At 39.3% G+C, this 14,270-nt stretch carries 18 protein-coding genes; all 18 read left to right on the top strand.

All coding sequences use genetic code 11. The annotated features are described in order from the left end of the window. The first annotated feature begins 57 nt into the window (after positions 1–57). Complete coding sequence (locus GM920_RS14060) at positions 58–900, top strand: MotA/TolQ/ExbB proton channel family protein (protein ID WP_182958435.1); 843 nt, start codon at positions 58–60, stop codon at positions 898–900. Between the two features lie 87 nt (positions 901–987). Further along, a complete protein-coding gene (locus GM920_RS14055; protein ID WP_182958432.1) occupies positions 988–1,602 on the top strand; it encodes an ExbD/TolR family protein in 615 nt (204 codons plus the stop codon). Between the two features lie 10 nt (positions 1,603–1,612). Beyond that, the gene (locus tag GM920_RS14050; RefSeq protein WP_182958429.1) at positions 1,613–2,149 is read left to right on the top strand and encodes an ExbD/TolR family protein; all 537 of its coding nucleotides are present in this window, start codon (positions 1,613–1,615) and stop codon (positions 2,147–2,149) included. 31 nt (positions 2,150–2,180) lie between these two features. Beyond that, entirely contained in the window at positions 2,181–3,002 is an 822-nt protein-coding gene (locus GM920_RS14045; RefSeq protein WP_182958426.1) for an energy transducer TonB, read from the top strand. Between the two features lie 30 nt (positions 3,003–3,032). Next, a complete protein-coding gene (locus GM920_RS14040) occupies positions 3,033–3,236 on the top strand; it encodes a hypothetical protein (RefSeq protein WP_235964525.1) in 204 nt (67 codons plus the stop codon). A 74-nt stretch (positions 3,237–3,310) separates the two neighbouring features. Then, the gene (locus tag GM920_RS14035) at positions 3,311–4,213 is read left to right on the top strand and encodes a substrate-binding domain-containing protein (protein ID WP_182958421.1); all 903 of its coding nucleotides are present in this window, start codon (positions 3,311–3,313) and stop codon (positions 4,211–4,213) included. A 64-nt stretch (positions 4,214–4,277) separates the two neighbouring features. Beyond that, a complete protein-coding gene (locus tag GM920_RS14030; protein ID WP_182958417.1) occupies positions 4,278–5,993 on the top strand; it encodes a tetratricopeptide repeat protein in 1,716 nt (571 codons plus the stop codon). A gap of 74 nt (positions 5,994–6,067) precedes the next feature. Then, on the top strand, positions 6,068–6,439 hold the full coding sequence (locus tag GM920_RS14025) for an NADH-quinone oxidoreductase subunit A (RefSeq protein WP_182958414.1): 372 nt from the start codon (positions 6,068–6,070) through the stop codon (positions 6,437–6,439). Between the two features lie 108 nt (positions 6,440–6,547). Continuing rightward, the gene (locus GM920_RS14020; RefSeq protein WP_062546543.1) at positions 6,548–7,090 is read left to right on the top strand and encodes an NADH-quinone oxidoreductase subunit B; all 543 of its coding nucleotides are present in this window, start codon (positions 6,548–6,550) and stop codon (positions 7,088–7,090) included. Beyond that, positions 7,090–7,590 carry an NADH-quinone oxidoreductase subunit C gene (locus tag GM920_RS14015; RefSeq protein WP_182958411.1) on the top strand — a complete coding sequence of 167 codons (501 nt, stop codon included), beginning with the start codon at positions 7,090–7,092 and terminating at the stop codon, positions 7,588–7,590. The genes GM920_RS14020 and GM920_RS14015 overlap by 1 nt, the downstream gene beginning before the upstream one ends. Positions 7,591–7,594: 4 nt before the next feature. Continuing rightward, positions 7,595–8,809: an NADH-quinone oxidoreductase subunit D gene (locus GM920_RS14010; protein WP_182958408.1), complete on the top strand. Its 1,215-nt coding sequence runs from the start codon at positions 7,595–7,597 to the stop codon at positions 8,807–8,809. Next, a complete protein-coding gene (locus GM920_RS14005) occupies positions 8,802–9,314 on the top strand; it encodes an NADH-quinone oxidoreductase subunit NuoE family protein (RefSeq protein ID WP_182958405.1) in 513 nt (170 codons plus the stop codon). Before GM920_RS14010 ends, GM920_RS14005 begins: the two co-directional genes overlap by 8 nt. Next, on the top strand, positions 9,314–10,678 hold the full coding sequence (gene nuoF / locus GM920_RS14000) for an NADH-quinone oxidoreductase subunit NuoF (protein ID WP_182958403.1): 1,365 nt from the start codon (positions 9,314–9,316) through the stop codon (positions 10,676–10,678). Before GM920_RS14005 ends, nuoF begins: the two co-directional genes overlap by 1 nt. A gap of 69 nt (positions 10,679–10,747) precedes the next feature. Then, complete coding sequence (locus tag GM920_RS13995; protein ID WP_182958400.1) at positions 10,748–11,752, top strand: 2Fe-2S iron-sulfur cluster-binding protein; 1,005 nt, start codon at positions 10,748–10,750, stop codon at positions 11,750–11,752. Next, positions 11,752–12,789, top strand: coding sequence for an NADH-quinone oxidoreductase subunit NuoH (gene nuoH, locus GM920_RS13990; RefSeq protein ID WP_182958397.1), 1,038 nt, complete (start codon positions 11,752–11,754; stop codon positions 12,787–12,789). The genes GM920_RS13995 and nuoH overlap by 1 nt, the downstream gene beginning before the upstream one ends. 34 nt (positions 12,790–12,823) lie before the next feature. Further along, positions 12,824–13,324 (top strand): NuoI/complex I 23 kDa subunit family protein, encoded by a 501-nt coding sequence (locus tag GM920_RS13985; RefSeq protein ID WP_182958394.1) that lies wholly within the window; start codon positions 12,824–12,826, stop codon positions 13,322–13,324. Positions 13,325–13,377: 53 nt separating this feature from the next. Next, a complete protein-coding gene (locus GM920_RS13980; RefSeq protein WP_182958391.1) occupies positions 13,378–13,875 on the top strand; it encodes an NADH-quinone oxidoreductase subunit J family protein in 498 nt (165 codons plus the stop codon). A 57-nt stretch (positions 13,876–13,932) separates the two neighbouring features. Further along, positions 13,933–14,262 carry an NADH-quinone oxidoreductase subunit NuoK gene (gene nuoK, locus GM920_RS13975; RefSeq protein ID WP_182958388.1) on the top strand — a complete coding sequence of 110 codons (330 nt, stop codon included), beginning with the start codon at positions 13,933–13,935 and terminating at the stop codon, positions 14,260–14,262. Positions 14,263–14,270: the final 8 nt, after the last annotated feature.

Here is a 14,270-nt window from a genome sequence, read left to right as displayed (position 1 = left end):
ATAATAATCTAAATTTAAAAAAAACACGAGTACTAAAAACTAAAAAACTAAAAAAAAATGGCAAACGCACCAAAACCAACAACAGCTCAAAAAGAGAGCTCATCATCTGCTTCAAATTTATTTGCAACATTAGTAATTCCAATCTGTATCATTATCGGTATTTGTCTTTTCAAGTTTGTCTTGGGTAGTAGAGATAACTTTATTGACGGTGCTGATCCGGATTTGCATGAGACTATGCCAAAAGTAGGTAACTACGCAGGTATGGCTTACAAAGGTGGTGTTATCGTACCAATCTTAATGGGTATGTTCTTAATGGTTATCGTTTTCTCAATCGAGCGTATGATCGTAATCGGTAAAGCAACTGGTAAAGGTAGCTTAGATGCTTTCGTTAAAAAAGTACAATCACTTTTAAACTCAAACAACATTGAAGGTGCTATGGCTGAATGCGATAGACAACAAGGTTCTGTGGCTAACGTAATCAAATCTGGTTTGAAAAAATACAGAGAGATGGAAGTTGAGCCAAACATGGATACAGATCAAAAATGTTTAGCTATCCAAAAAGATATCGAAGAAGCAACTACTTTAGAGATGCCAATGTTAGAGCAAAACTTAACTGTAATTGCAACATTAGTATCAGTAGGTACATTAACAGGTCTATTAGGAACAGTAACAGGTATGATCAAGGCCTTCGGTGGTTTAGCTAACTCTGGTGCTCCGGATCAAGCGGCATTAGCAACTGGTATTTCTGAGGCTTTGATTAACACAGCTACAGGTATTGGTACTTCTACTTTCGCGATTATCATGTACAACATCTTAACTTCGAAAATCGATAAATTGACTTACGCTATTGATGAAGCAGGTTTCAGCATCATCCAAACTTACGCTTCTACGCATAAATAAAAAATAATGTATTTTTTTTTACCGGCTTTTATGGAAAACCGGAAGAATAAACATCATTAGTTAAATACATAAGTAATTTTTAAAATTATGCCAAGAGCAAAGGTTCAAAGAAAGAGTACTTCGATAGATATGACCGCCATGTGCGACGTATCTTTCCTATTGCTTACTTTCTTTATTTTAACAGCAACAGCACGTCAGCCTGATCCTTTGGATGTTACTATCCCTTCTTCGACATACAAGATCAAAGTTCCGGATATGGATATGGGTATCCTGTCGATTGGTAAAGGTAAAGTGTTTTATGAAATCGTAGGGAAAGACATTAAGATGGCTACCCTTGATAGAATAGGTAAACAATACAATATTCAATTCACTCCGGAAGAAAGAGAGCGTTTTGGTGTAGTTGGTGCTTTCGGTGTACCGGTTCAGAGTTTAAAGCAGTTCATTATGATGAGCGGTGATGAGCGTACTAAATCTGGTATTGACGCAGGTATCCCAACGGATTCGACAAACAATCAATTAGAGTCATGGGTGAGAGAATCACGTCATGCTGTAGCTGAACTTCATGCCGCACCAATGCGTATCAGTATCAAAGGTGATGCGAAAGAAGAGTATCCTGCGATAAAGAAAGTGATTGATATTCTGCAGAAGCAAAAAATTAACAAGTTTAGTTTAATCACATCCGCCGAAGGCGATGCTAAATAGATAAAATATTATGGCTGAATTAGATACCTCCGGCGGGGGGAAAAAGGGTAAAAAAGTAAGGAGTAAGAAAGCGAATACCAAAGTCGATTTAACGGCGATGGTGGATTTGGCCTTCTTGCTAATCACCTTCTTTATGTTGACCACTTCCCTGTCGAAACCAATTGCAATGGATATTGCAAAGCCTGATAAAGATGACAACTCGGTAGAAAGAAATGCATTACGTGCTTCTGAAACCATGACCATTTTATTAGGTAAAAATGATAAAGTAGCCTGGTACATGGGAGAAGCTGGTAAATCAAAACCTAATGTTGAGAGTTTTGCTGATATCAGAAAATCAATATTAGATAATAAAAAGAAAGTATCGGAAACTACTGGTGGAAGAGAGATCATCATGGTCATCAAACCTACCTCAGGTGCTACTTACAAGAACTTCGTTGATATTATGGATGAGTTGTCGATCACTAAGATCAAAACAGCTCCTGCAATTGACGATGAGAACATTACTGATGCTGAAAAAGATTTCATGAAAAGTGCTGGAATTTTATAATAAAAGAATTAACAATATTAAATAGTAAGCTATGTTAGGTTCTAAAATAGATTTATTGAAACGGGAATGGCTTGACGTCGTCTTCGCGGGTAAAAACAAGAAGTACGGAGCATATCAGCTTCGTAGTACGAGTACCGCGAATACCACAAAGGCATTGCTAATTGCTTCTAGCATTTATGTAGTTGCGTTTTTAGCCCCAAAAGTGATCAGTATGATCAAAGGAAGTCTTCCTGAAGACGAGATTGTGAAACAAGTAGAGGTTACAGTTCAATCACCTCCACCGGTGAATCCGGATACCCCTCCACCTCCACCGGTAGAGCCACCGCCACCGAAACAGGATCAGATTAAATTCCCTCCTCCGATTGTAAAACCGGATAACGAGGTAATTGACAAGGAGCCTGTTCACATCGAAGATTTGAAGAAAGCGGATCCAGGTCAGAAAACCATTGAAGGTGATCCTACTGCTGATATTGTAATTGCCGGTCCTGTTGGAGATGGCCCTAAACAAGCAGCTGTGGTAGAAGATACTAAGGTTTATGACTTCGTAAGTATTGAAACTCAGCCAGGTTTCCCTGGAGGTATGGAGAAATTCTACGCTTATCTAAGAAAAGCAGTAAAATATCCACCAGTGGCTATGGAAAACAACATTCAAGGTAAAGTGTTCTTATCTTTCGTAGTAGAGAAAAATGGAGACTTAACTGACATCAAGGTAGAAAGAAAACTTGGTGGTGGTACTGATGAAGAAGCGATCAGAGTATTGAAAAACAGTCCACGTTGGACTCCGGGTATCCAGAACGGAAAACCGGTTCGTGTGAAGTACAATATTCCAATCAGCTTTACCTTATCTCAATAGTATTACAGAATGTTTAATTTCAAAACATTTATGCAGAAATCGCCTCAACAGCGATTTCTGCTCATTTTAGGCCTGGTGATGTTTACGTTTTATTTCGTCTTGGGCTTATTATTGATCTTCTGGACTGATATTCCTTTTGAAATCCAAAAAACTTATCGCATCTTGTTTGGGTTATTACTAATCGTTTATGCAGCCATTAGATTTGCCCGGTTAATTAATCCAAAAGACGATTAGCAACGAATTATGCTAAGTTAGCCAGTTGAAATAACTTAGCATAATCGAATGAACTAACAAAAAATTTGATTCAAATGAAGCACCTAAGCCTGATATTGCTGTTATTCGTATTTGTTGCCTGTAAGCGTAAACCAGAGCGTACAGTGGAACAAAGCCGTACCTCAGGTACGGTGACCATATTGGCTGATGAGTCTTTTGCCAGCGTGTTGGCAGACCAGATTGAAGTTTTTAAAACGGATTATCCCAACGCAGAATTTACGGTGATCGAAGGTGATGAGAATAAGATCTTTCCTACCTTTTTGAATGATAGCATCAGGGTGATGATTTCTTCCAGAATGCTGACTCCGGAAGAAGATAAAATGTATAGAAACAGAAATATTGTTCCTAAGACTTCGAGATTCGCCATTGATGGGATTGCATTGATTGCCAATACAGCCAATCCGGATAGCACAATTACTGTGCAGGAAGTGATCGATATTCTTCAGGGAAAATCGGCTCAGGGTAAAAAACTCGTGTTTGACAATGCTTATTCAAGTACCTTACGTTACTTTAAAGAGCTTGCTCAAGTGAAAGAGTTGCCAAAAACTGGAGTTTATACACTACAGAACAATAATGATGTCATAAAATACGTTGCTGATAATAAGGGTTTTATTGGCGTAGTTGGGGTAAACTGGTTAATCTCGAATCAGGCAGCGATGGCGGGGCCAATTGCCAAGGTCAAAATGCTCGGTGTAAAGAATTTACCAGGAAAAAAAGGGGATGATGCGTATTATACGCCGATTCAAAAGAATTTAATAAGTGGGATATATCCTTTTTTAAGAAACATCTACATCATTAATGCCGAAGGCCGCGAAGGTTTAGGCACGGGACTTGCAAACTGGTTAGTTAGCCAGCGTGCTCAATTAATCGTACTCAAATCCGGACTAGGTCCGCATAAGATGATGCCTAGAGAATTTAATTTAAAGAATACAAACTAAATTTTATATTTGAACTATGAAGCTTATTTTAGGAGCTTCATTACAATTAAAACAATAGTGAACCATGAAAATGACAAAGAAAGCAATAGCCTTAAGTTTAGGTTTAGTAGTGATGGGCTCTGCCTCTTTTGCTCAAAGCTTGAATGATGCAAAGAAGGCGATAGATGCCGAACAGTACCAGAAAGCGACCAACATGCTAAAAGCATTGGTGAAATCACAAGCGAACAAAGGAGAGAACTACTTTAGTTTAGGTGATGTTTACCTAAGAATGGATTATATCGATTCCGCAAGAGCAACTTTCGCTCAAGGTGTAACGGCCGATCCTAAAAACCCTTTAAACTACATCGGTTTAGGTGAAGCAGATTTATTTGTTAATAATCCTACTTCAGCAAAAACGAATTTTGATAAAGCTGTAGATGTATCTTCTAAAAAGGATTATATCCCTCAGTTATACATCGGTAAAGCCTATATTGCTACTAAGAATAAGGACTTTGCAGCTGCATTGCCTTACCTGCAAAAAGCAGATGAGTTGGATGCAAATGATAAAGACGCAGAAACTTTTGTAGCACTAGGTGATTTTTATGCTGCTCAGAAAAAGAACTCTGATGCGTTGACAAACTATATGAGAGCGCAAAATATCAATGCGAATCTTTTAAGAGCAACAGTTCAAATTGGTAGAATGTATACGGAATCAAGAGCATTTCCTGAGGCTGAAGAACGCCTTAAAGAAGCAATTGCTGCTGATCCAAACTACGGTCCAGCTTACAGAGAGCTTGCTGAATTGTATATGCAATGGGCAAATCAGGTAGCTGCAGAACAAGGTCCTAAGTCTGCTTTGGCATTGACTAACTATAAAAAATACCTTGACCTGACTGACAACTCGTATGATTCTAAATTGCGTTACGCGCAGTTCTTGTTCTATGCTAAAGATTTCCCAGCTTTAGAGCAAGTAACTACTGAGTTGGCTACAATGAGTCCTAACAACGAAAAATCGCTTGTGGTATCTAGATTACGTGGTTATTCTGCTTATGAGAATAAGAACTACCCTAAGAGCTTGGAATACATGAACGAGTTTTTTGCGAAAGTAAAAGATCCTTCACGTATTATTGCTGACGATTATCTGTACTTGGGTAAAGCTGAAATGCAAACTGGTAAGGATAGTTTAGCTTTAGTAAACATTGTTAAAGCAGTTGAAAAAGATTCTACAAAGGCAGATGCACTAGAAGAAATTGGAGCTTCTCTTTTTAAATCTAAAAACTATGGAAAAGCAGGTGATGTATATGCGATCGCGCTTAAAGCAAATCCTAACGGTCCAAACAGTTTGACTAATAACTACTATTTAGGTACAGCAAAATATTATGATTATGCTTTCAAAGATAGGGATGGTAAACATCCTGATAAGAAAATTTTAGTGGATGCAGATTCGGCTTTTGCCAATATCATCAAAGCTAAAAATGATTTTGTTTTGGCTTATGCTTTTAGAGCCCGTATTGCAAAGTATAACGATGATTTAAATAACCCTAAATGGTTGGGAGTTCCTCAGTATGAGGAATTGATTAAATTGGTGACGGTAACTAAGCCTGAACTTGCAGCAGCTCAACCAAAAGAATTGGTAGAAGCGTATGTTTATGTAGGTTCTTATTATGCAGGAACAGATAAAGAAAAAGCAAAAGAATATCTGAATAAAGCTTTAGCTATTGATCCTGCAAATTCAGGTGCTCAAGAGCGTTTGAAGCAATTAACAGCTCCGGCAGCTAAGACTCCGGTAAAGAAAAAGTAATAATTTCCAATAAAAGAAAAAGGCAGGGTTGTTATCCTGCCTTTTTCTTTTAATTTTGTCCCAAATTTAATGCCATGGAAACCCAAAGTGTACCTGTAGATTTTTTACCTATTGTATTTCAAATTATTGTTGCTCTAGGATTTGTTGTTGTGACTTTGATTGCCACACACTTTTTAGGCCCAAAAAGAAAGACAGCTGATAAACTAGCGACTTTTGAAGCTGGTGTAAAGGTGGTAGGTAATGCTCGTCAGCCTTTCTCTATTAAGTATTTCTTAGTAGCGATCCTGTTTGTATTGTTCGATGTGGAGGTGATCTTCATGTACCCATGGGCAGTGAACTTCAGGGAGCTTGGAATGGCCGGTATGGTGGAAATGTTCATCTTTATGGGAACCTTATTGCTAGGTTTTATCTACGTTTTGAAAAAGAAAGCTTTAGACTGGAATTAACCTATTTAGATTGTTTCTAAATGATCAAGGTTTAGGTCAATTCCTTTCAAAATATTGTAAATTTGTGGTTCATTCTTTGTAGGAATGAACCTTTTTTCGTTTTGTATCATGAGTAACATCAATATAGTAGACGCGCCTCCAGGCATAGAAGGATCTGGTTTTTTTGCCACCTCTTTAGACAAAGTAATTGGTTTGGCACGTTCCCATTCATTATGGCCCCTGCCATTCGCGACTTCTTGTTGCGGTATCGAATTTATGGCTACAATGGGTTCTCATTATGACTTCGGTCGTTTTGGATCTGAACGCTTAAGTTTTTCTCCTCGTCAGGCGGATTTATTAATGGTGATGGGTACCATCGCTAAGAAAATGAGTCCGGTATTAAAACAAGTATATTTACAGATGGCAGAACCTCGTTGGGTGATTGCTGTAGGTGCTTGTGCTTCCAGCGGTGGTATCTTTGACACGTATTCAGTGCTTCAGGGGATCGATGAGATCATTCCTGTAGATGTTTATGTTCCAGGTTGCCCGCCAAGACCAGAAGCGATCTTAGATGGCTTTGGGAAAATTCAAGAGCTGGTAAAAAATGAGTCTTTGAGAAGAAGAGATTCAGATCAATACAAAGAAATGTTGGCTTCATACGGAATTTTATAATGGCAGAGGTGACAAACAATGAAATCTTAGACGCGCTATCTGCAAAGTTTGGCGCTAAAATCACTGGTGTAAATGAGCCTTATGGTTTACTTACGTTCGAAACCACAAAAGATGTCATCATCGATGTGTTGAGGTTCTTAAAAGAAAGCGACACTAACTTTAACTTCCTGACTGATATTACAGCAGTTCATTATCCGGAGAAAAAACATGGGATTGCGGTGGTTTACCACTTACATAGCATGGTGAAAAAAGTAAGGGTGAGGGTAAAGGTCTTTATCGATGAACATCACCCAACAATTCCTACGGCTACTGTTCTTTGGAATGCAGCGAACTGGATGGAAAGAGAAACTTATGACTTCTTCGGAGTAAAATTTGAAGGTCACCCGGATTTAAGAAGAATATTGAACATGGATGAACTTGGTGTTCACCCGATGTTGAAACAATATCCTTTGGAAGATCCAAATAGAGTAGATAAAAAAGACGAATACTTTGGTAGATAAGAACATGAATCACAATCAACCGGTATATACAGATAATGATCCTCAGAGTGAGTTGGTAACCCTGAATTTAGGGCCTACTCACCCGGCAACACATGGTGTTTTTCAAAATGTAATTCAATTGGACGGAGAGCGTATTGTAAGTGGTGTTTCTACCATTGGCTATATTCACCGTGCTTTTGAAAAAATTGCAGAACACCGTCCATTCTATCAGATCACCCCGTTGACAGATAGATTGAACTACTGCTCATCGCCGATCAATAATATGGGATGGCACATGACAGTAGAGAAATTGCTGAACATCAAAATGCCTAAAAGGGTAGATTACTTAAGGGTAATCGTGATGGAACTGTCCAGGATCGCCGATCACATCATTTGTAACACCATTATTGCTCAGGATACTGGTGCAACCACTACTTTCCTTTACCTGTTCCAGTTCAGAGAGCACATCTATGAGATCTTCGAGGAGATTTGTGGTGCCCGTCTGACGACCAACATTGGTAGAATTGGTGGTTTTGAAAGAGATTTCAATGAAATCGCTTTTGCGAAAATCAATAAATTTTTAAAAACATTCCCGGTAGCATTAAAAGAATTCGAAAGTTTGCTTGATCGCAACAGGATTTTTATTGACCGTACTTCAGGTGTGGCTGCAGTTTCTGCAGAAATGGCCTTGGATTATGGCTGGACTGGTCCATTATTGCGTTCTGCAGGAGTAGATTATGATGTTCGTGTGAGTGAGCCTTATTCTTCCTACGAAGATTTCGATTTTCAGGTTCCTGTAGGTACCAGCGGTGATATATATGACCGTTACCTGGTGCGTAATGCAGAAATGTGGGAAAGTGTGAGCATTATTGAACAAGCTTTGGAGAAATTGAAGCACGAACCTGCAGGAGTTTTCCATGCGGATGTTCCGGAATTCTATTTGCCAGCTAAAGAAGAAGTTTACAACAATATGGAGGCTTTAATCTATCACTTCAAAATTGTGATGGGAGAGATTGATGCACCAAAAGCGGAAGTTTACCATGCAGTAGAAGGTGGTAACGGAGAATTAGGTTTCTATTTGATCAACGATGGTGGTAGAACACCTTACCGTTTGCACTTTAGAAGACCAAGCTTTATAAATTATCAAATGTTTGCGCCCATGAGTGTTGGTATGATGTTATCAGATGCCATCATTAACATGAGTAGTATGAATATTATTGCAGGAGAATTAGATGCTTAAAGTAGAAGAACAACAACCTGTACAGTTCTCCTCAGCTTTAGTTGAAAAGTTTGAAGAGATCGTTAAAAGGTATCCGGAAGGAAAGCAAAAATCCGCTTTATTGCCAATTTTGCATGAAGTACAAGCAGAACTGGGCTGGTTAAGTCCAAATGCTATGGATAAAGTTGCGGAATATCTGCGCATTGAGCCAATTGAAGTATATGAAGTAGCCTCGTTCTACAGTATGTACTTTTTAAAGCCACAAGGGAAATATGTTCTGGAAGTTTGCAGAACAGGACCTTGCTGTCTGGTAGGTGCAGAGAAACTGATGGGCCATATTGAAAAAAGCCTTGGCGTTAAAGAAAATGAGGTAACTCCTGACGGCTTATTTAGCTGGAGAGGAGTAGAGTGTTTAGCTGCTTGCGGCTATGGTCCGGTATTACAAATAGGGCCTGAGTACACCTTCTATGAGAACCTTGACGAAAAAAAGGTAGACGATTTGATACAAGACTTACGCAAGAAATAATGAGTCGTAAACTATTATTAGAACATATAAACGTACCGGGCATTCATACATTGGATGTTTATCGCCAAAAAGGCGGGTACCGTGCTGTGGAAAAGGCGTTGAAAACTCTGACTCCCGATGAAGTTGTGGAAGAGGTAAAGAAGTCCGGATTACGTGGTCGCGGGGGTGCAGGATTTCCTACGGGAATGAAATGGAGCTTTTTGGCTAAACCTGAGGGGGTAGCACGTTACCTGGTTTGTAATGCCGATGAATCGGAGCCAGGAACATTTAAAGACCGTTATCTGATGACTCACATTCCTCATGCACTGATTGAAGGTATGATTGTATCCAGCTTTGCTTTGGGTGCTAAAACCTCTTTTATCTATGTACGTGGTGAAATGATGCCTCAAATTCGTATTCTGGAAAAAGCTATTGCTGAAGCTAAGAATGCAGGATTTTTAGGTAAAAATATTTTAGGTTCAGGTTACGACCTGGAATTATACGTTCAGCCGGGTGGTGGTGCTTATATCTGCGGAGAAGAAACTGCACTATTAGAATCATTAGAAGGAAAACGCGGTAATCCAAGGATTAAACCTCCATTCCCTGCGATTGCAGGATTGTATGGTTGTCCGACGGTAGTTAACAATGTGGAATCTATTGCTGCTGTGGTACCCATCATTAATGATGGTGGAGACGAGTATGCAAAGGTGGGTATTGGTCGTAGTACCGGTACAAAACTGATTTCAGCCTCTGGAAATCTGGTAAGACCAGGTGTTTATGAGATTGAATTGGGCTTACCTGTAGAAGAATTTATCTATTCTGATGAATGGTGTGGTGGTATCGCCAATGGCAAAAGATTGAAGGCAACAGTTGCTGGTGGATCTTCTGTTCCGGTACTTCCTGCTAACCTTTCTTTAAAGCTTGCTAACGGGGAACCTCGTTTAATGAGTTATGAATCTTTATCTGAAGGTGGTTTTGCGACTGGTACGATGATGGGTTCGGGTGGTTTCATCGCTTTTGATGAAGACCAATGTATGGTTAGAAACACCTGGAATTTCTCCCGTTTTTATCACCATGAGAGCTGTGGACAATGTTCACCTTGTCGTGAGGGTACTGGATGGATGGAAAAAGTGCTTCACCGCATTGAGTATGGCCATGGTAAAATGAGCGATATTGATTTGTTGGTAGATGTTTCTAAGAAAATTGAAGGGAACACCATTTGTCCACTAGGTGACGCTGCAGCTTGGCCAGTAGCAAGTGCCATCAGACATTTCAGAGATGAATTTGAATGGCATGTGAAAAACCCACAGTTATCCCTGGATACAAATTACGGATTGGCAAATTATGCCGAGCCAATAGCTAAAGCAGTTAGTACAGAAAATTAACGATCAAACCGATGCTTGGAGCGTTTAATAGCAGGAAAAGCGGAGCGATGATAAAGAATATCTTTAACAATGAGTGATAAAGTTAAGGTAACCATAGACGGAATAACCGTAGAAGTAGCGCCAGGGACAACCATCCTTAATGCTGCGCGCCAAATCGGTGGGGATATTGTCCCTCCGGCGATGTGTTATTATTCCAAATTAGAAGGTAGCGGTGGTAAATGTAGAACCTGCATCGTAAAGGTGAGCAAGGGTTCTGAGAAAGACCCGCGTCCAATGCCGAAATTAGTAGCTTCATGCCGTACCACTGTAATGGATGGTATGGAAGTATTGAACATTACTTCTCCAGAAGTGATCGAAGCAAGAAGTGGTGTCGTGGAGATGTTGTTGATCAACCATCCATTGGATTGCCCGGTGTGTGATCAGGCTGGTGAATGTGACCTTCAAAACTTAGGTTATGAGCATGGTTTGCAGAAAACAAGATATGAGTTTGAAAGAAGAACTTTTGAGCGCATTGATATCGGTGATAAAATTCAGCTACACATGAACAGGTGTATCTTGTGTTACCGTTGTGTATTTACTGCAGATCAGATTACCAATAAACGTGTTCACGGGATCTTAAATCGTGGAGATCATTCAGAAATTTCTACTTATATCCAAACGGCTGTCGACAATGATTTCTCTGGAAACGTAATCGATGTTTGCCCGGTTGGTGCATTAACAGACAAAACTTTCCGATTCAAAAACAGGGTTTGGTTTACTAAACCTATTGATGCGCATAGAGATTGCCCTACTTGTAGCGGTAAAGTAACGCTATGGTATAAAGGAGCAGATGTTTTGCGTGTTACCGCACGTAAAGATGTTTATGGTGAGGTGGAAGAGTTTATCTGTAATACTTGTCGTTTTGACAAGAAGAAAACGGCAGATTGGACAATTGAGCATCCTACACACATTCCAGATACCTCTGTAATTTCATCTAATCACTACGAGACTTTAATACCTTTACCGGTAATTCAGGAAGATGAGCGATTAAAAGAAGCAAATAGGATTGAACTAGAAAAAACCACTAAATTCTAATGGATATAGCTTTTGTAATAGAAAAATTTGTACTGGTAGCGATTATATTCGGTATAAGTTTATTGATAGCCATGTATTCCACTTATGCAGAAAGGAAAGTGGCTGCATTTCTACAGGATAGGTTAGGACCGGACAGAGCAGGTCCATTTGGAATTCTTCAGCCTTTAGCTGATGGGGTGAAAATGTTCATGAAAGAGGAAATCATTCCTACAAACGCCAGTAAATGGTTGTTTATGGTGGGACCTGGTTTAGCAATGTTAACTGCTTGTATTGGTACAGCAGTGATTCCTTGGGGTAGCGCAATTACTGTTGGTGATCGCGTGATTCCTTTGCAGGTAACTGACATCAACGTTGGTATTCTATATATTTTCGGAGTAGTTTCTTTGGGTGTATATGGTGTAATGATCGGTGGATGGGCATCTAACAATAAATACTCTTTATTAAGTGCGATTCGTGCAGCATCACAAAACATCAGTTATGAGATTGCAATGGGACTTTCCATTATTGCCCTGTTACTGGTAACGAACTCTATGAGTTTGGGTGAGATTGTTGCCAATCAACACGGATGGCGTTGGAATGTATTGTATCAGCCACTAGGCTTTTTGTTATTCATGGTTTGCTCTTTTGCAGAGACGAACAGAGCTCCTTTCGATTTACCGGAATGTGAGACTGAGCTAATCGGTGGTTACCATACGGAGTATTCTTCTATGAAACTAGGTTTCTACTTGTTTGCAGAATATATCAATATGTTTGTTTCTGCAGCAGTAATGGCTAGTTTATATTTCGGTGGTTATAACTACCCTGGAATGGATTGGGTACTGGCACAAACAGGAACAGTGATTGCCCCGTTAATTGGAACGGCAGTCTTCTTCCTTAAGATCTTTGCTTTCATCTTCTTCTTCATGTGGGTACGTTGGACGATTCCTCGTTTCCGTTATGATCAGCTGATGCACTTAGGTTGGAAGGTCTTAATTCCTTTGGCCATTGCGAATATCATTATCACAAGTATTGTGATTGCTATAATTGAAAAGTTTTAACTGTCCGCATTTAGCGGTATAATTAGGAGGTTTAATGGAACCATTAACCAGTAAAAAGAAAGTATTAGAGAAAAAGCCCCTCACGTTTGCAGAACGCATGTATTTGCCTGCAATCACTAAAGGCTTAGCTATTACCATAAGCCACTTCTTTAAGAAAGAAGCGACCATCAGATACCCGGAAGAACAAAGGGAGTTTTCTACGAATTTCAGAGGGATGCACTCTTTGAAAAGAGACGAAAATGGTAAAGAGCGTTGTACGGCTTGTGGGCTTTGTGCATTATCTTGTCCAGCTGAAGCGATCACCATGATTGCATCAGAGCGTAAACCGGAAGAGATAGACCTTTACCGTGAGGAGAAATACGCCTCAGTATATGAGATCAACATGTTACGTTGTATTTTCTGTGGATTGTGTGAAGAAGCCTGTCCAAAAGAAGCCATCTACTTAGACGGTCCAATTGTCCCTTCGGATTATCTGCGTAAAGATTTTATTTACGGTAAGGATAAATTAGTAGAGGCACCATTAGAGAAGAAATAATTAGCATACGTAACCTTCGGGTTATTAATATAAACAGTTTAAACATATCATAGATGGGTACATCGGTATTCTATTTTGTAGCAGCATTAAGCGTCATCTTTTCACTGATGGTTATCTTTTCTAAGAACCCAGTGCATAGCGTGCTTTACTTAATCGTTACTTTCTTTACATTAACGGTTCATTACATTTTATTGAATGCACAGTTTTTGGCAGTCGTGAACTTTATCGTTTACATGGGGGCCATCATGGTCTTATTCCTCTTTGTACTGATGTTACTCAACCTCAACAAGGAGAACGAGCCCTTAAAATCTAACCTGGTAAAAGTTGTAGGCGTGATTGCAGGATGTTGCTTAGTCGTAACTATTATTGGTTCTTTAAAAGCAACAGCGATTTCTGATCCGGTATTGTTGAAAAATCCTAATCTAGGATTGGTAAAGAATTTAGGTAAGGAATTGTTTGGTCCTTATATGTTGCCTTTTGAACTGTCTTCAGTACTATTGTTGACCGCAATGGTAGGTGCAGTATTGTTAACTAAAAAAGAAAAAGTATAGGATTTGGGTTTGCATCATTTGATGTAAAACTCTTGACCATAATTAAGTATAAACTGAATGGAAAACATAACTCAGGGATTGCAGGGAGTACCACTTAACCACTACATCTGGCTAAGTGCGATTATTTTCACCATTGGTGTAATTGGGGTATTGACCCGCAGAAACGCCATCGTCATCTTTATGTCGGTAGAATTGATGCTGAATGCAGTAAATTTACTGTTGACCGCATTTTCGGTACATAACAATGATCCGTCAGGACAAGTATTCGTATTTTTCATTATGGCACTTGCTGCTGCAGAAGTTGCAGTTGGACTAAGTATTATTGTAATGGTGTACAGAAATACACAATCTATAGATATAAATGTGTTGAATCGCCTTAAGTGGTAATTAATAAG

The organism is Pedobacter gandavensis, assembly GCF_014172405.1.
GTDB lineage: Bacteria > Bacteroidota > Bacteroidia > Sphingobacteriales > Sphingobacteriaceae > Pedobacter > Pedobacter gandavensis.
Note: the sequence above shows the minus strand (reverse complement) of the source record. Positions and strands in the feature narration are given on the sequence as shown.